Here is an 18306-nt window from a genome sequence, read left to right as displayed (position 1 = left end):
GCGCTGTGTCTGATCAGCATTTGAGTGGGGCGCATGAGTGATTTCGACCTGGTGATACGCAATGGCCGTATTGCCACCGCGAGCGACGTGTTTGCAGCCGATATCGCCGTCCGCGACGGCGTGATCGCCGCCCTGGGCAAGGGACTGGCGCCCGGAAAACGTGAGATCGACGCGGCCGGCCGCTGGGTGTTGCCCGGCGGCATCGACAGCCACTGCCATGTCGAGCAGCTTTCCGGCATGGGCCTGATGTGCGCCGACGATTTCTATTCGGCCACCGTCTCGGCCGCCTTCGGCGGCACCACGACGATCATTCCTTTTGCCGCGCAGCATCGCGACATGAAGATCCCTGAGGTCGTCGCCGATTACGGCAAACTGGCGCGCGAGAAGGCCGTGATCGATTACGGCTTCCATCTGATCCTCGCCAATCCGGACGATACCGCGCTGCAGACCGATCTGCCCAAGGCGATCCGCGACGGCATCACCTCGCTCAAGGTCTATATGACCTATGACAAGCTGAAGCTGGACGATCACCAGCTGCTCGATGTGCTGTCGGTGGCGGCCCGCGAACAGGCGCTGGTGATGGTGCATGCCGAGAACCACGACATGATCCGCTGGCTGGCCCATCGCCTGCTGGAACAGGGCCATACCGCGCCGAAATTCCATGCCGTGGCGCATGATCCGCTGGCCGAAGCCGAAGCGACCAACCGCGCCATCGCGCTGTCGCGCCTGCTGGGCGTGCCGCTGCTGATCGTACATGTCTCTGGCCAGGAAGCGATCCACACCATTCGTCGCGCCAAGCAGCGCGGCGCCGCCGTCTATGCCGAAACCTGTCCGCAATACCTGTTCCTCACCGCCGAGGATCTGGATCGCGAGGGCCTGCAGGGCGCGATGTTCTGCTGCTCGCCGCCGCCGCGTGACAAGGAATCGCAGGAGGCGGTCTGGGCCGGCATGAAGGATGGCACGCTCTATACCTATTCCTCCGACCATGCGCCCTACCGTTTCGACAAGAGCGGCAAGCTGCCCAAGGGCGATGCGACGACGTTCAAGGAAATGGCCAATGGCGTGCCCGGCCTGGAGTTGCGCCTGCCGCTGCTGTTCTCCGAAGGCGTTATGGCCGGCCGCATCAGCATGCAGGAATTCGTAGCATTAACCGCCACCAACCATGCCGAGATGTATGGTCTGTCCGGCCGCAAGGGCACAATTGCCGTCGGTGCCGATGCCGATCTCGGTATCTGGAACCAGGATCGCGAGATCACGGTCACGGCCACCATGCTGCACGACAATGTTGGCTACACCCCTTATGAAGGCCGCCAGCTGAAAGGCTGGCCGGAAATCGTGATCAATCGCGGCCGCGTCGTGATCGAGAATAACGAGCTGAAGGTCGAACGCGGCTCGGGCCAGTTCCTCAAGCGCAAGCCCTCCGACATGCTGGCCGATCCGACCGGCATCTCGGCCGCCGTGGCGCGCCAAATGCTGCGCAGCCTGGTGGGAATGGGAGGCCCGGCATGAGCACGCTGAAACGGCCTTACGGCATCGCCGTCGCGCAGCTTGGCCCGATCCACCTGGCCGATAGCCGCGCCGCTGTCGTCAAGCGGCTGATCGAATTGCTGCGCGAATCCAAATCACGCGGCGCGAAATTTGTCGTCTTTCCGGAACTGGCGCTGACCACCTTCTTCCCGCGTTACTGGATGACCGAGGAGGAAGCCGTCGAGCGCTTCTTCGAACGCAGCATGCCGGGGCCGGAAACCAAGCCGCTGTTCGATCTGGCCGCCGAATTCGGCATCGGCTTCTATCTCGGCTATGCCGAACTGACGCCGGACGGTCGCCGCTTCAACACCGCGATCCTGACCGACGAAAAGGCGAAGATCGTCGGCCGCTATCGCAAAATCCACCTGCCCGGCCATTCGCATCACATCGAGACCGCGCCGTTCCAGCATCTGGAGAAGAAATTCTTCGAGGTCGGCAATGAAGGCTTCAAGGTCTGGGACGCGCTGGGCGCGCGGATCGGCATGTGCATCTGTAACGACCGGCGCTGGGCCGAGACCTATCGCGTGATGGGCCTGCAGAGCGCCGAGATCGTGGCACTGGGCTACAACACGCCGAGCTGGAACATCCACTGGAACGAGCCGCCGCACCTGCGCATGTTCCACCATCTGCTCTCGCTGCAGGGCAATGCCTATCAGAACGGCATCTGGGTGGCGGCTGCAGCCAAATGCGGCAAGGAAGACGGTTTCCACATGATCGGCGGTTCCGCCATCGTGGCGCCGACCGGCGAGATCACCGCGCAGGCGCAGAGCGAGGAAGACGAGCTGATCTTCACCAGTGCCGATCTCAGCATCGGCGAAACCTTCCGCGAGCATGTCTTCAATTTCGCCAAGCATCGTCGGCCCGAGCATTACAAGCTGATCGTCGAACGCACCGGCGCCGGCGCACCGCTGGGGACCGCACCGGACTGAACGGGTTTTCGTTTTCATCCATCACTGCAACAACGGGGGTAATCATGACGTCTTTCAAACTCAACCTGGGCCTGGCCGCGATCGGCACCCTGATTCTGACCGTCGGCATGCCTGCCATGGCGCAGGTGCTGAAGACCGGCGTCGATGCCACCTTCGCCCCGCATGCGATGGTCAAGCTCGGTGGCGGCCTGCAGGGCTTCAACATCGAGCTGGGCGAGGAAATGGCCAAGCGCATGGGCAAGAAGCTGGAAGTGGAAGGAACGGAATTCTCCGGCCTGATTCCGGGCCTGAACGCCAAGAAGTATGATTTCGTGCTGGCGCCGGTGACAGTGACCCCGGAACGCGCCAAGACGCTGCTGTTCACCGAAGGCTATCTGAACACCGATTTCACCTTCGTCGAGAAGAAGTCGGCGCCGGGCATCAAGAGCCTGGATGACCTGAAGGGCAAGACCATCGCCGTCAACAAGGGCTCGGCCTACGAGACCTGGACGCGCGACAATGCCGCGAAATACGGCTTCAAATATGACGTCTATGGCAGCAATTCCGACGCCATCCAGGCCGTGCAGTCGGGCCGCGCCGATGCCAATCTGGGCGGCAACACCGTATCGGCCTGGGCGGCGAAGCAGAACCAGGAAGTCAAGACCAGCTACACCATCACTACCGGTCTGGTCTGGGCGCTGGCCTTCCGCGGCGACGACAAGGCCGGCCGCGACGCTGCCTCGATGGCGCTGAAATGCATGAAGAAGGATGGCTTCGTGGCCAAGGCGGCCGAGAAATGGTTCGGCTTCAAGCCGGGTCCGGACGCCGCTGCCGTGGTGATCGCGCCGGGTCATGGCGTGCCGAACATGGAAGGCTACGATGCGACCCCGGTCACCCTGAAATGCTCGTAAGCATTCCGGTACGGAGAGTCAGTCCGCGACAGTCAGTATGAGTGCGTTACCGATCCTGGAGCTCGTAGGCCTGCACAAGGCCTACGGCTCCCTTGAGGTCTTGCGCGGGATTGACCTGAGGGTCTTTCCCGGCGAGATGGTCTGCGTCATCGGCCCGTCCGGTTCGGGCAAAAGCAGCATGCTGCGCTGCTGCAACCGGCTGGAGAGTTTCCAGTCCGGCCAGATCATGGTGGGCGACGCCGATATCAGCCGACCGGACGTGGATATCAACGCCGTCCGCCAGCATATCGGCATGGTATTCCAGCAGTTCAATCTCTACCCGCATCTCACCGCGCTGGGCAACGTGACCCTAGCGCTGCGCAAGGTACAGGGCAAATCCCGCGCCGAAGCGGACCGGCTCGGCATGGCGGCGCTGGAGCGCGTCGGTCTGGCCGACAAGGCGCAGGCCCATCCGGCTCAGCTGTCCGGCGGGCAACAGCAGCGCGTGGGTATCGCCCGCGCCATCGTGCTGCAGCCCAAGATCATCCTGTTCGATGAACCGACCAGCGCCCTCGATCCCGAAACCGTGGGCGAGGTGCTGAAAGTGATGCGCCAGTTGCGCGAGAACGGCATGACCATGCTGGTCGTCACCCATGAAATGGGCTTTGCCCGCGCCGCGGCCGACCGCGTGATCTTCATGGATGGCGGCGTGATCGTCGAGGAAGGCACGCCCGCCGACGTGTTCGGCGCGCCAAAGCATGACCGTACACGCGCTTTCCTGGCGCGCTATACTGGCGGCCACGAATAATGGACGGGCTCGACCGCTTCCTGCATACCTTCTTCAATGCCGAGGTCGCGGCGCGCTACTGGCCCGATATCATTGCTGGCATGGGCGTCACCGCCGGGGTCGGCATACTCGTCACCGTGACCGGACTTGTGCTGGGCCTTGCGCTGGCCATCCTGCGCGCCCTGCAGCAGCCCTGGCTGTCGCTGCCGATCGTCGCCTTCGTCGATATCATGCGCGCCCTGCCGCCGCTGGTCGTCATCATCATCTTTTTCTTTGCCTTCCCGCTGATTGGCCTGTCGATGTCGGCACTGACCGCCACCTGGCTGTCACTCTCGCTGGTGCTGGCGGCCTATGCTGAAGAATGCATCTGGGGCGGCATGTTGAGCCTGCCGCGCGGCCAGTGGGAAGCGGCACGCTCCACCGGCCTGACCTGGTGGCAGACTATGACCTCGGTGATCCTGCCGCAGGCTTTTCGTATTGCCGTGCCGCCGCTGACCAACCGCGTGATCGCCATCAGCAAGAATGTCGCGCTCGGCTCGGTGGTGGCGCTCAGCGAGGTGCTGAACAATGCTCACTCCGCCACCAGCAATGCCGGCAATCCCACGCCGCTGACCATGGCGGCGGCGGCCTATCTGGTGATCTTCATTCCGGTCATCCTGGCGGCGCGCCGCCTGGAAACCCGCTGGCAGTGGAAAGTCTGACATGGACGCCCTGCTGCGCAATTTCTTCAATCTCGAGGTATTCCAGCAGGTGCTGCCCTTCCTGCTGCAGGGCCTGCTCACCACCATCGGACTTTCCGCATTGGTGATTCCGCTCGGCCTGGCCGGCGGATTGTTCGTGGCACTGGTCGCGACACAAACCGAAAGCCGACTGGTCCGCATCCTGATCGCGATCTATGTCGACGTCTTCCGCGCGCTGCCGCCGCTGGTGCTGCTGATCTTCATCTATTTCGGTTTCCCCTTCCTGGGCATCGACATGCCCAAGCTGTTCGCCGTGGCGCTCGGCTTCCTGCTCAACAACGCCAGCTATTACGGCGAGATTTTCCGCGCCGGCCTGCTGGCTGTGCCGCAGGGCCAGATGGAAGCCGCACGCTCCACCGGCCTCAGCCGGCTGCAGGCGCTGACTTACGTGGTGGTGCCGCAGGCGACCCGCAATGTGCTGCCCGACCTGATCGGCAACAGCATCGAGGTGGTGAAGCTCACTACGCTGGCCAGCGTCGTCGCGCTGCCCGAACTTCTGCGCGTGGCACGCGATGCCCAGTCGCTGCTGTACAATCCCTCGCCGATCGTTCTGGCGGCCCTGATCTACCTGGCTCTGCTGTGGCCGCTAGTGCGCCTTCTGAGCCGGCTGGAACACAAGAACATGGTTGTCAGGCACTGAAGCACACGCCGTTCAGACAAACTGAACACGATGTTGCAAGCCGTTTTCCTGTCTGGCATGCCCCACACGGGCAGCAATCCGATCTGCAGTTTTCCGATATTTTTCCAATTGGCCGGAGCGGGAAAGTCGGCTTCCCAAGCTTACGACGGGGGTTCGATTCCCCCTCACCCGCTCCAGGGCTTAGCTGGTTGAACAGCCGGCAGGGCTGACGTCGAGCTCATTTTCCTCGAAAACCTGCCCCGCGCTAAAGGTAAGTCAATAACGGGGCTGCCGCTTGTCGCGGAAAGCAAGCAGTCCCTCCACGAGATCACGGCTCGTCAGATGAGTCTGAAAAGCGCTCAGTTCGGCACGCAGGCCGGTCTGCACGACCCCGTCATGGACGGCGCGCGCCAGCGATTTCATATGTCTTAGCACTGCAGGACTCTGCTGGCTGTACTGCCGGGCGATATCCTGCACCCGATCGTGCAGCTGCTCTGCCGGAACCACCTCATTGACCAGCCCCCAGTCCATGCATTGCCGGGCCGGAAACAGCTCGGCACTGAACAGCATGTGCCTGGCATGCGCTCCATGCATCCGGGTCAACAGCTGCACTGTCGACCCGGCGGCAGGCACGATGGCATATCGGGCGTGGCCATCGCCGATTTTGGCCGTCTCGGCCGCGATGACGACATCGCAGGCAAGGATCATTTCGAGTCCGCCGGCCACAGCCACGCCGTTGACAGCCGCCAGCACCGGCATCGGCAGTGCCCTCAGCTTTTCGACTACCCGCTGGTTATACGCCAGCGTGTCGATCAGCGACGGCGGATCGAGTTCCAGTTCCCGGCCAAAGCCGAGCAGGTCACCCCCGGCGCAGAATGCCCTGCCGGCGCCAGTGAGGATCACGACCCGCGTCGTATCATCGGCATGCAGTGCGTCCAGAACGCGATCCAGTGCGCCCACCACTTCAGGCGACAACGCATTCAGGGCTGACGGCCGGTTCAGCGTGATGGTGGCGACATGTCCTGACCGGCTAAGCAATACGGGCTCTGCCTCCGGTTCACCGGCCTGCGCAATCACAATGTCATACCTCTGCGGCAATGGTTCCAGTGCAGCTTTCAGGGCCTGGACTGGGGCCCCATACGTTGCCGCGATCTCAACACGGACCACCGTGTTCAGCTTGTCGTCTTTCCCGACCTGTATTGTCGCGGGGACCGGCCTGCCGAAGACGGCTGCGATCTCGCTTCTCACCTTTTCCTCAATGGCGCGGTCGCGCAGATCGTTCTTGACGATCTTGCCAACGGCGGTGGTCGGCAGAGCATCGATCTGGAAAATCCGCTTCGGCCGCGCCGGCGGTTCGGCGATGACTTTGCCGAGATACCGGTCGAGAGCCTCCATGTCGATGGCCGCATCCAGCGAGGCCACGACGAACAGTACCGGCACTTCGCCGGCATAGGCATCAGGCATACCGACGGCCGCGCTGATCTGCACACCAGGAAAGACATTGGCGACATCTTCGATGTCGGATGGATTGATATTATGCCCACTGCGGACGATGAGGTCCTTTTCCCGCCCGGTCAGCACCAGGCGCTGATCCTCGGTCAGATAGCCGACATCGCCAGTGATCAGCCAGCCATCCGGACTGCGGATGCCCCGATTATGCGCGGGATCGACGTAACCTGGGAAAACCTGCGGACCGGTGACCTGCACCAGACCACTTTCCTGCGGCGCGCAGGGCATATTCTCCCGCGCGGGATCTAAACTGGTGACGCGCGTGCGGGCAAAGGGCGCGCGGAAGCCGACGCTGCCCTGCACCGGCATGGCACGGCCGGCATTGAAGGCGATGGCTGCCGCAGTTTCGGTCATGCCGTAGGTTTCATACAGCCGGATGCTGGTGCGCGACTGGAACCGGTCGCTGACCGCCTTCGGGCAGACGGCGCCGCCGGTGAGCCCCATACGGACCGAAGAGATATCGGCGCCATCGAGCGGCACTTCGGTGATGGCGGCAATCGAGGTCGGCACGCCGCCGACAATCGTCACCCTGAAATCTTCGACGATCTTCCAGTAGGTCGCGATCACGCCCTTGTCGCGCAACCCATACGGCGACGGCACGATCATATGGCCCCCGGCTGCCAGAACCGACAGCCCCGACGTGATGGTGCCGCCGACATGGAACAGCGGAAAGCCGTTGATCACGGAATCCAGTTCATCCAGGCCATGCACCTGGGCGAAGCTCCAGGCGGCATGAATCTGGTTGCCGTGCGTCAGTTGCACCAGCTTCGGGCGGCCGGTGGTGCCGCCGGTGTGGAACAGGGCGCAGACCGTATTGCGACCGGCCGTGCTGTCGAAATCGAGACCATCAGAACGGCAGCGCGCCTGTTCCGCGTTGAAATCCAGTTGACCGGGCGCAATGCTGGCTGATGCCCCCAGCACCACAATGTTGCGCAATGTGGGCGTCAGCGCGATGACCTCGTTCGCCTTGCGCCACACGTCCGCATCCAGTTCCTCCGCTGGAATGACCAGGGTGGTCGCGCCTTCTGCCGCGAGCAGATCGGCAATCACCGGTGCATTCAGCAGATAGTTGATCGTGCTGGCCACCCCGGCTGTCTGCGCGCCATAAAGCGCTTCGACCATGCCGGGCAGGACCGGCGTCAGGAATGCGACGACGCCACCTGTATCTTTGCCGAGTCGATGGAAGAAATTGGCCGCGCGGATAATGGCCCGGCACAGATCTGCATGCGTCAGCGTGGCGGATTGTCCGACATAGCCGCCGGCGGCGATCATGGTCAGCGCCGGCCGCGACGGATGCAGTTCTGCCGTGGCGCGGAACAGGTCGAGCAGCGTGTGCGCGCGGACCAGCGCGTCATACGGCATCGCCTCGAGGGCCTCGACATCCGCAATCGATGTGATGGTTCGGATCGCGCGTGTCGTCCTCATATCCCAACTCCGGTCTTCATACTCAATCCCGGCGGCTCAATGGACCGCCGCATACATGATGGTTTCTTCATCGGCCTGCCCGCCGGTGAATTCCTCGACGATCCGGCCCTGGCGCGACACCAGGATGCGGTCTGACAGATGCAGTATTTCCGGCAGGTAGGAGGAAATTACCACCACCGCCATGCCTTCATCGGCCAGACGGTTGATGAGCTGATGAATCTCAGCGATGGCGCCCACATCCACACCCCGGGTCGGTTCGTCGAAGATGATCAGCTTCGGCTTCTGCACCAGCGCCTTGCTGACCACGACCTTCTGCTGGTTGCCGCCCGACAGTTCAATCACGCGGGCGTCCGCATTGATCACCTTGATGTTCAGCGCCTTCGTCCATGTTTCGGCCAGCGCCTGCATCTCCGACATGCTGACCAGCCTCGAGCGGCTCTGTCCTCCGGCCATGGCGGCGACGTAGATATTCTCCGCCACCGACATCGTCTCGAAGAAACCTTCGAGCTTGCGGTCTTCGGTAACATAAATAATGCCATCGCGGATGGCGGGCCGCGGCACCCGGTAGCGCACCGGCCGGTCCTCCAGCCGAATCTGTCCGCCATGGAAGAAATCCCGCTTCAGGATGCCGGCGATCACCTTGGCGGTTTCCGTGCGGCCCGAGCCGATCAGGCCGAAAATACCGGTGATCTGGCTTGCAAAGACCGAGAAGGTGGTGTTGCGCACCATCGTGCCCATCGACAGGTTCTGTACGCTCAACACCTTGCGGCCTGCCGGCCGCGCACGGCGTCCATCGGCCCCGCCATAGAGTTCGTCCGACAGTGTCCGGCCGACCATGGCGCGCACGATGCGGTCGCGGTCGAAACTGCCCGTCCGATCGGTGATGACATGCTCGCCATCGCGCAGGATGGTGATGCGGTCTGAGATCTGCAGCGCCTCTTCCAGCGCATGGGAAATGAAGATGATCGAGACGCCCCGCACCTGCAGCCGTTTCACCAGGGCGAAGAAGTGGTGCTTCTCCTCAGGCGTCAGCGTCCCGGTCGGCTCGTCGAAAATGATGATCCGCGCCTTGTGGTGCACGGCGCGGGCAATCTCCACCATCTGCTTCTGACCCGCACCCAGGCTGGAGACGAGGGCCGTGGGATCGACCGGGAAATTCAGCGACTGCAGAAATTGCTGCGCCGCGATATAGATGCCCCGCAGACGATTGAACCATTTGGCGTCGCCCAGATACAGGTTCTGCGCCACGGTCAGCGACGGGACCAGGCTGGTCTCCTGATAGACCATGGCGATGCCCTGGCGCAGCGCATCCGACGGGCCGCGCAGGTCCGCCCGCTGCCCGTCCAGCACAATCTCGCCCGCCGTCGGCGTGACGACGCCGGCCAGCATCTTCGTCAGCGTCGACTTGCCGGCGCCGTTCTCGCCCAGCAGGGCATGCACCTCGCCCTGCTCCAGCGTGAAGGAGACGTCCCTGATGGCGGGAACGCCGCGATATTCCTTGGTGCCGTGCCTGAGTTCTAGAATCGCCGTCATGACCGGGCCTGCCTTTACGAACCGAGATCGAGCCGGACAACGACATCGTCGCCTCTTGATGCCACATACAGCGCTCCGTCATGAACGACTGCGCCAGTAATGCCATGCGTCGCGCCATCGGCGCGGCTCTGGAAGCTGTCGACAGGCAGGCAGTCCTGATCCAGCAGGGCAACCATGCCGAAGGACAATGTCGGTGCCCAGGGCTTCAGGATGCCGAGCTGCTTGACGCCGCCGCCCTGTAGCGGCTCGTAGTAGGATCGGCCGCTGCGATATGTGGGCGCGACCCAGTAGCGCGGATCGACCTCCGCCATCATCCGGCATCGGTATTGGTCCTCGCGCAGGATGAACTCCACCAGCTGGTTGCGTGGCGCGAACATGGTCATGACATAACCCACATGCGGCCCGCGGCCGATATGGCCGGGATAACCGGGCAGGTCACCCTGAATCTGCCGCCGCAGCATGCCGGTTGTTTTGTCGAGCAGGACGATCCGGTGTTTCCAGCTCTCCGCGACAATCAATCCATCGCCTGATACCACCAATCCGGCGGGATACGCGAGTCCGGCGGCGATGCGCTGCTGTTTGCGACTGCGCAGGTCGAGCCGCCAGATCGATCCGGAAGCATTCCGTTCCATCAGATCGCGCTGCCAGGCAGACGGCGGGTTCTGCGCCGAACCATGACTGACATAGAGGATGTCACCCTCCCCGGCCATCGCCGTGGGGCAGCGCGCACCCTCCTGCGGCAGGAAAGCGACCCCATCGAATTCGCCGCCGATGATTGCAAGACTGCCATCATCGCAACCAAAAGCGATTCCACCGGCGACTGCCACCAAGCAACTGATCTCTGTCGCGGCGTGGTGCAGGATTTTACCGGAACCACCACCCAGAAGATGCAGTTCGCTGCCGGAACTGACCACCAGGCCATCACGACCGGACGCGATGCCGCCCGGCGCGTGAACCGGAATGCGTTCCGCTGCATCATCAAGCCGCCGGTTCGGCCGCAGCGCGCCATCCAGGGCCGGCACGGTGATGGCGCTCTCGCCGCGACCGAGAAAGGAATCCAGAACCCGCGTAAAAAGGAAGCTCATTTGCTGCCCCAGTAGGACTGCGGCCCGGTCCAGTTCGGATCGGCACCGGCCAGCGACAGCCTGCCGATCCGGTTGTTGGAGATGCCGCCGATATAGAGATGCCCCCGGTGCTCGCGCATCGAGGTGATCATCGGGTGGTTCTTGCCGCCGAGATCCCAGAGCACATCGAGGATGCGACCGCTTTCATCGAACCGGACAATGCAGCCGGTATTGATATTGGGGAACAGCCATTCATCGGGCGCCACGCGACGCGCCATCCGGCGTCGGAAGCCGGGCATTTTCAGTGCGAGGTCCATGCTCGGCGTCCGGACGCCGACCAGCGCCAGCCAGTAGGTGCCATCCGAGGACCGGTTGATGTTGTCGGGATGACCAGGCAGGTCCGGAATCACCGTCTCGACGGTTCCCGCTCTGGGACCGCCGAAATAATACCGGCTGACGCTGCAGCTCCAGGTCTCGGCGAAGAGGAAGGATTCGCCGTCGTGGGTCATGCAGATGCCATTGGGGAAGGTCAGGTTCCGCAGCACCGTCCGCGTCGTGTTCGTCCGCGGGTCATAGCAGATGATGCGGCCATTGCCGCGCGATTCGAGACCATCGACCGGCCATTCATGCATCTCGTAGCGGGTGGTCGCTTCGCTGAAGAAGATGCGGCCATCCGGCGCGATGTCCAGATCGTCCGCCAGCCGCAGACGCGCATCGTCGATGATCGAGAAGGGCGTGCGGTTGGTTTCGTCGGTCAGCTTGGCGATCTGCCGGTCCATGCCAATGCGATACAGACCCATGCCACCGATGCAGCAAATCAGCGCACCGTCCCGGGCAAAGGCCATGCCGAGCGGGCGGCCGCCGACATGGGCGAAGACTTCCTGCCGCGTGTAGTCGGGCGCAAAGAACCGTACGATGTCGCCGGTACGGGTACCAGTGTAGATGTGATCGTTCTCATCCAGGATCACGTCCTCGGGCCCATCGACCTGGTTCAGGCCAATCAACGACACATCACGCAGGCGGTCGTTCAGCGCATAGGGCGAAGACGAGCCCCGCTCAGTGCCGGGCGGCGCCGGCAGGCTGCGAAAGGCTGGCGAGACATAGACCTTGGCCAGCACCTTGTGCCGGTTCTTCAGCCAGCGAACGTCGATCGCCACCGCAGCCAGCAGGATGAGGCCGAGGATCAGGGAATTCGCACCGCTGCCGGCGCCCACGCGCACCAGTCCGTTGATGATAATCATGACGGTGATCGCACCGAGCACGGCCTTGGCCGCCGAGCCGCGCCCCCCGCCGAGACTGTTGCCGCCGAGCACGGCTGCCGTCAGTACCGTGATCTCGAGACCGATGCCGACATCCGATCCAGCGCCGCCGAGGCGCGCGGCGAACAGGAAACCCGCCAGTGCGGCGAGTGTGCCCGAGATGACATAAGTGAGGCAGACGGTGCGGCGCACGTGTATGCCCACATTATGAGCCGAGCGGCGCGAACCGCCCACCGCCATCAGATGCCAGCCCGGCCGGGTGCGGCTGAACACCAGATGCACGACGATGGCAATGACCAGAAACAGCACGAAACTGAACGGCACCTGCGCGATCTTGCCGTCCCCGATGAAATCCCAGACGGCAGAATCAACGAAACCAGCCGAAATCTGCACGGCATATTTCAGCAGCAGCATATCGACGATGGAACGCACGATGATCAGTGTGACCAGCGTGGTGAGGAAAGCGCGCAGACGCAGATAACCAATCAGCAGGCCATTCACCAGGCCGACCGTGGCGCCGACCGCCAGTGTGATCGTGAAGGCCAGCCCAACCGGCAACTGGAAGAGGTTCAGCATCGCCAGCGCAGTGATATTCGCCAGCGCCAGCACTGAGCCGACGCTGAGATCTATCCCGCCAGCCAGCATGACGATGGTCATGGCGATGACCACAATGCCGAATTCGCCGAGCTGCCGGGTCAGCGCCGTCATGCTGCCGAGGCTGAGGAAATCCGGCATGGCATATCCAAAGCCGGCCAGCACTGTGACCAGGATGGTAAAGGGGATGGCGTTGTCGATCCACCTTTTGGCGAGAATTTCGCCAACGATATGATCTGGCACCAGTCTGTAGCGCCAATAGGCAATGGTATCTGCGATGGGCATCTGGGGACCTGGATATGGAATCATGTTCCGGGGCCAGGCACACGGCCGGCCCCGGAATGACGCGTGCTACTTCTTGGTCTCGAGCGTCCAGCAGGCACCAGGTTTCATGCTCTCCTTGGTGATGAAGGTGAGCGGTGAGAACAGTGTCGTCTTCGTCGCACCCGGCTTGGGCTTGTTCTGGAACAGCGACTGAATGATGTTGGCGATGTCGCGCGCCTGGGCCGGCACGTCGTAGCTCACCACTTCGCTGTAGACATCCTTGCTCAGGTTGTCACAGGCGGCCTGGTTGCCACCGCCCTGGGTGATCCAGTGCACCTTCTTGCCGGATTCGCGGATCGCGGCCCCGGTACCGACATCCATCACATCCCAGAATCCGACACCGCCACAGAGATCGGGATGCTGCTGCAGCACGGTGGCCATGATGCTCCGAGCCTTGGTCGCGTCCCAGTCGGCCGCCTGGTTGGCAACGACCTTCATCTGCGGGTTCTTGGACAGTACATTGTCCAAGCCCTTCATCTGATAGGCGCTGGCCGCCGCGGTCAACACGCCCTGCATGATGGCGATCTTGCCGTTGCCGCCATTGGCCGGACTGCATTTCTCGATCAGGCGATTGGCGATGCGCTCGCCCATGCCGACATAGTCGGCCCCGGCGAAACCGTCGGTCGAGTAGCTGGAGCGCATATTGACCTGGACAACATAGATGCCGGCCTCTTCCGCGCGCTTGAGCAGGCGGGCATAGGACTGCACATCCGGATTGTGCACCACGATGGCATCCGGCTTTTCCGCGATCAGCGAGGTAATCGCCTGCGCACCGGCATCGGTGTTCCAGTTGGGATCGCGGATATCGAACTTCACGCCGAGCGGCTCGAGCGCGTTGCGGATGCCCGCCGCCCAGCCTTCTGTGAGATCGAAGCCCATCGCAATCGGCACGAATACGACCCGCTTCCCCTTGAAGGCTGCGTAATGCGACGCCCGCGCGGGATCGTCGATCCCCTGCGCAGTGGCCGAGGTGCTGGCCAGGGAACTGGCCGACAGGATGGCGGCTGCCGCCAGCAGCGCTGTAATACCCTTCATGATTTCCTCCGTTGGGTTTGTTTTTTGTAAAATCTAGATATCGCCCTGTTGCGCGGTCTGTTCGTCCCGGGGGTTTATGATGGTGTCGGCGACGATGGCCGCGAGCAGAATCAGGCTCTTGATGACGTTCTGGACCGTGTACTGGATATCCATGATCGTCATGCCGTTGATCAGGACGCCGATCAGCAGCGTGCCGACGATGACATTGCGCACGCCCCCCTTGCCGCCAGACAGACCGATGCCGCCAAGCACCACGACGAGGATCACGTCATAGACGAAGGTGGAGTTGGCGACCCGGATGTTCATGCTGGCCACCGATGTGGCGGTCACCAGACCGGCGACGAAGCCGATCAGACCGGACAGCGCATACTGCATGACAATGACGGGACGCACCGGAATGCCGGTGATCCTTGCGGCCAGCGGATTGTCACCGATAGCGCGGATGAAGCGGCCGGATTTGACATAGCGCAGGAACAGCGCGCCGAGCAGGCAGACGCCGCCGAAGACCAGCACCGGCACCGGAATTCCCATGAAGGAACCGCTGCCAATCCAAACAATGGAACGCGCGGCATCCGGCAGATAGACGACATCGAGCGTGATCAGAAAATAGCGGCCGAAGCCGTAGATGAAAGTGCCCATCGCCAGCGTGGCAAAGATCGCCGGGATTTCGACATAGGCAATCAGGAAGCCGGTAATCAGCCCGGAGAGCAAGCAGAAACCCAGTCCCAGCAGCAGCGCGATGCCAAGCGGCATGCCGCCTGTTACGAGATTCAGCGTCCAGGCCAGCGACACCGCCATCACGGCGACCAGCGACAGGTCGATGCCACGCCCGATCACCACCAGCGCCATTGCGATCCCCAGCACGCCGAGTACCGAGACGCTGCGCAGCAGCGCGAGGAGATTTTGAGATGTCAGGAAACCCGGCAGGGAGATGGCGAAGGCTGCCGTAAGGACAAGCGCCAGCACCAGCACGATGCGCTCCTGGGTCAGATTCGCCGCGCGGAGCATAAGTTGTTTGCCTCCCAACTGATTTGGGCAGCCCGGAGAACAGGCTGCCGGGAGCTTTCCTACACCTCGGAGCGCGGTACTTCTTTTCCATATGCGCAAGAATCTTGCCTGTGCGTGCACTCGCAATGGGCGGAAGCGTTTTCCTGTTGCCCGATATTCGGGATTGGCAAAGAATGCTGACGTTCCGCCGTTCAAGTTCGAACGAGACTAAACGCGGCCGCCGGCGTTGCACGGCAGGCCGCTGTCCATTGGATGGCGTGGGAGGACAGCATGGATTTGGTATTCTCGACCGAAGCATTGGATCGTGCCAAACGCTATGCCGCCTGGCGCGATGCCATTTGCGACGTTTACGTTCACGTCAACGTCAAGGCGGACGATCCGGACAATTACGACGGCTTCATCCGCGAAACCCAGTTCGGCAATGTCGCCATGACGGAATGCCTGGTGTCGCAGCAGCTGATCTCCAGGCGGAAGTCGCACCTGTCGAAGCTGGACAAGGATTGCTACTACGTCCAGTTCATCCAGCACGGCAGCGTCAACGTCGTACAGTCCGGCGACTCGTTCCACACTTCGGCGGGCGTGGGCGCCCTGTTCTGCGCCTCCGAGCCCTACGACCTGCAATGCATGGGCAAGGTGCGGTCCTATTATCTTGAGATTCCCCGCGAGACCTTCGGCAACCGCTTTGCCGGCGGCCAGGCGCCGCTGGCAGCGACCATGAGCACCGGGCGCGGACTGGGCCGTATCGCTGTCGAATTCTGCTCGATGCTCGCCAGCCAGGGCACCAATCTGGACACGGCAATTCGGGCCCGCCTCGGCGAAGAGCTGATGGACGTCCTGGCCCTAGCCTTCGATTCCGCCCATCGGGATGAACCGATGACGGAGCAGGTGGTACAGAAGGCACGCCTGCGGTCGGTCAAGGCCTGGATCGAGGATCACCTCTGCGAACCGGCGCTGAGTCCGGAGCTGATCGCCAAGAGCAATGGCGTTTCGCTGCGCTACCTGCATGCCCTCTTCCGCCTCGAGGGCCAGTCGGTGTCGAACTGGATCTGGAACCGCCGGATCGAGCTGGGCCATGACATGCTGCTGCGATCCGACCACAATGCCCGCTCACTCACTGAGATCGCCTATCGCGTCGGCTTCAGCAGCTCCTCGCATTTCAGCACGATGTTCCGCCGCCGCTTCGGCATCCGGCCGTCGGACGTGACCAGGAGCAGGTCCTCCTAAACATCCGATTGGTCGCAGAATTTCGTGGGACTTTTTTAAGACGACAGAATCCCCATATGTGAGCTTCCCAAGCTTACGGCGGGGAGGGTCGATCCTCCCCGCCCGCGCCAGCCCTTAGCTGATCAAGCTGCTGACAAAGCTTACGACAGCATTCAATTCCCTCAAAAGGCACTCTACTCGCCATCGCCGGCCTGCCGTTTGATCAGCCGGGCTACGGCCGGTTTGAGCCCGGCCATGAAAATATCGATCTTTGCATTGGTGACCGCCGTTGGCTCGGGCGGCACCGCCGTTCCGTAAATATACTGGCGGATGCCGTCATAGACGATCGAGCCGTGCAGACCCCAGTACAGCTCCAGCTCGGCGGGACTGACCGGAACCGTGGCAACAGACGGCAACCCACATTCGTGGCGGACCTCGCCGCACAGCACCAGCAGGATCCGTTCGCGCACCAGCCGCAGATAGCGCTGGTTGAAGCCGACATTGCGCATGCCGGCCTGGAAGAAGATGCGCATCCAGTCGTGATTCACGATGGTCGGATAGTATTCCGTGTAGAACCGTTTCAGCCGCACCGCTACAGGCGTGCTGCGATCCTCGATCCAGTCCTGCCATTCCGGATTCCACCGGTTGAGGTAGATCTCCTTATAGACGCGATCGACCAGGTCCTGCTTGGTCGGGAAATAGCGGAACAGCAGTGGCTGCGTGATGCCCAGCCGCTTGGCCAATTCGCGCGTCTGCCCGTCGAAGCCGACTTCCGCGAAAAACCGGATCGCGCCGAGAACAATCTGCTTCTCGCGCTCATCCGGGAGCAGACGATGACGCTTGGGGGCTGTTCCAGCCTTCGGTTTTTTTCGTTTGTTTACCGTCGTCATTTTGCAGCGCACCTTCACAATCGTTGTTTATCAGATGATAAATAGTATTGACTCATCGCGATACGCTCGCCTAACGTCCTCGCGCCGGCCACAGAAGCCGGAAGGGCCCGGAATTCATACACAATGCGGGCTGCAGGAGGAAACCGGTGAAGGCACCGCCGTTCGGCTATGTGAAGGCGCGCGAGCTCGGGCAGGTCTTTGATCTGCTGGATCAGCATGGCGACGAGGCAAAAATCCTGGCCGGCGGCCAGAGCCTGATCCCGTCGCTCAATCTGCGCCTGTCCCGTCCGACACTCCTGATCGATATCAATGCCATCGCCGATCTGCAGGGCATCCGGGAGACCGCCGAGACCATCGTGGTCGGCGCGCTGGCGACGCATGTGGCGCTGGAGAAATCTCCCATCATTTCCAGATACGTACCGCTGGTGGCAGCGGCAATGCCGCATATCGCGCACCCCGCCATCCGCAACCGCGGCACCATCGGCGGCAGCCTTGCTTTTGCCGATCCGGCAGCCGAACTGCCGGCTTGCGCAACCGCGCTGGAGGCGACCTTCATCCTCCGGGGCCGCAGCGCTGAGCGCCGCGTCAAGGCCGCGGGCTTTTTCCACGGCCTGTTCGAGACCGATCTGCGCCCGGGCGAAATCCTGGCAGCCATCGAGTTTCCGAAGGCAACCGCCAGTCATCGCTTTGCGTTTTCGGAACTGGCGCGACGCCACGGTGACTACGCGATGATCGGCCTGGCGGCGGCATCACCGCAGCCCGGCACGCTGCGACTCGCCTATTTCGGCGTGGCGGATCGCCCCGTGGCCGCCGACCGCGCCGCAGCCTGCCTTGTCAAAGATGGCGCGGCCGGAATCGAAGCCGCCTGCGCCTGCCTGGCCGAAGATCTTGAGCCCAGCGGCGACCTGAATGCAGGGCCGCAGACCAAACTGCATCTGGCCGGAGTGCTGCTGCAGCGCGCCCTGCCGTCCCTGCTTACCTCAGCCTAGAG

General features: G+C 62.6%; 15 protein-coding genes. 8 read left to right on the top strand and 7 right to left on the bottom strand.

Annotated features, from left to right (window positions below):
* The first annotated feature begins 33 nt into the window (after nt 1-33).
* The 6 genes from hydA to FNB15_RS10100 are packed head-to-tail and all read left to right on the top strand — an operon-like array spanning nt 34 to nt 5492.
* A complete protein-coding gene (gene hydA, locus FNB15_RS10125) occupies nt 34-1509 on the top strand; it encodes a dihydropyrimidinase (RefSeq protein ID WP_144068584.1) in 1476 nt (491 codons plus the stop codon).
* Nucleotides 1506-2456, top strand: coding sequence for an N-carbamoyl-D-amino-acid hydrolase (locus tag FNB15_RS10120; RefSeq protein ID WP_144068583.1), 951 nt, complete (start codon nt 1506-1508; stop codon nt 2454-2456). The genes hydA and FNB15_RS10120 overlap by 4 nt, the downstream gene beginning before the upstream one ends.
* A gap of 44 nt (nt 2457-2500) precedes the next feature.
* Nucleotides 2501-3346, top strand: coding sequence for a transporter substrate-binding domain-containing protein (locus FNB15_RS10115; protein WP_144068582.1), 846 nt, complete (start codon nt 2501-2503; stop codon nt 3344-3346).
* Between the two features lie 37 nt (nt 3347-3383).
* Complete coding sequence (locus tag FNB15_RS10110; protein WP_144068581.1) at nt 3384-4133, top strand: amino acid ABC transporter ATP-binding protein; 750 nt, start codon at nt 3384-3386, stop codon at nt 4131-4133.
* Nucleotides 4133-4813, top strand: a complete 681-nt coding sequence (locus FNB15_RS10105) for an amino acid ABC transporter permease (RefSeq protein WP_144068580.1) — start codon at nt 4133-4135, stop codon at nt 4811-4813. The genes FNB15_RS10110 and FNB15_RS10105 overlap by 1 nt, the downstream gene beginning before the upstream one ends.
* A 1-nt stretch (nt 4814) precedes the next feature.
* The gene (locus FNB15_RS10100) at nt 4815-5492 is read left to right on the top strand and encodes an amino acid ABC transporter permease (RefSeq protein ID WP_144068579.1); all 678 of its coding nucleotides are present in this window, start codon (nt 4815-4817) and stop codon (nt 5490-5492) included.
* Between the two features lie 255 nt (nt 5493-5747).
* Here FNB15_RS10100 and FNB15_RS10095 read toward each other — a convergent pair whose 3' ends face one another.
* The 6 genes from FNB15_RS10095 to FNB15_RS10070 all read right to left on the bottom strand — a co-directional run bounded on the left by FNB15_RS10095 (nt 5748) and on the right by FNB15_RS10070 (nt 15222).
* On the bottom strand, nt 5748-8405 hold the full coding sequence (locus FNB15_RS10095) for an AMP-binding protein (protein ID WP_185973802.1): 2658 nt from the start codon (nt 8403-8405) through the stop codon (nt 5748-5750).
* A gap of 36 nt (nt 8406-8441) precedes the next feature.
* On the bottom strand, nt 8442-9938 hold the full coding sequence (locus FNB15_RS10090; RefSeq protein ID WP_144068578.1) for a sugar ABC transporter ATP-binding protein: 1497 nt from the start codon (nt 9936-9938) through the stop codon (nt 8442-8444).
* Between the two features lie 14 nt (nt 9939-9952).
* The gene (locus tag FNB15_RS10085) at nt 9953-10960 is read right to left on the bottom strand and encodes an NHL repeat-containing protein (protein WP_185973801.1); all 1008 of its coding nucleotides are present in this window, start codon (nt 10958-10960) and stop codon (nt 9953-9955) included.
* Nucleotides 10961-11019: 59 nt separating this feature from the next.
* A complete protein-coding gene (locus tag FNB15_RS10080; RefSeq protein ID WP_144068576.1) occupies nt 11020-13140 on the bottom strand; it encodes an ABC transporter permease in 2121 nt (706 codons plus the stop codon).
* A 66-nt stretch (nt 13141-13206) separates the two neighbouring features.
* Entirely contained in the window at nt 13207-14214 is a 1008-nt protein-coding gene (locus FNB15_RS10075; protein WP_144068575.1) for a sugar ABC transporter substrate-binding protein, read from the bottom strand.
* 33 nt (nt 14215-14247) lie between these two features.
* Entirely contained in the window at nt 14248-15222 is a 975-nt protein-coding gene (locus FNB15_RS10070) for an ABC transporter permease (protein WP_144068574.1), read from the bottom strand.
* Between the two features lie 270 nt (nt 15223-15492).
* Between FNB15_RS10070 and FNB15_RS10065 the strand changes: the two genes are divergently transcribed.
* Entirely contained in the window at nt 15493-16446 is a 954-nt protein-coding gene (locus FNB15_RS10065) for a helix-turn-helix domain-containing protein (protein WP_144068573.1), read from the top strand.
* Nucleotides 16447-16619: 173 nt separating this feature from the next.
* Here the strand turns inward: FNB15_RS10065 and FNB15_RS10060 are convergent, their stop codons facing one another.
* Nucleotides 16620-17315: a TetR/AcrR family transcriptional regulator gene (locus FNB15_RS10060; RefSeq protein WP_144068572.1), complete on the bottom strand. Its 696-nt coding sequence runs from the start codon at nt 17313-17315 to the stop codon at nt 16620-16622.
* A gap of 146 nt (nt 17316-17461) precedes the next feature.
* Here FNB15_RS10060 and FNB15_RS10055 point away from each other — a divergent pair, with 146 nt between their 5' ends.
* Nucleotides 17462-18304 carry an FAD binding domain-containing protein gene (locus FNB15_RS10055; protein WP_144068571.1) on the top strand — a complete coding sequence of 281 codons (843 nt, stop codon included), beginning with the start codon at nt 17462-17464 and terminating at the stop codon, nt 18302-18304.
* Nucleotides 18305-18306 lie beyond the last annotated feature (2 nt).

The organism is Ferrovibrio terrae (assembly GCF_007197755.1).
Lineage (GTDB): Bacteria > Pseudomonadota > Alphaproteobacteria > Ferrovibrionales > Ferrovibrionaceae > Ferrovibrio > Ferrovibrio terrae.
The sequence above is the reverse complement of the archived record's forward strand: the minus strand, read 5'-3'. Positions and strand labels throughout refer to the sequence as shown.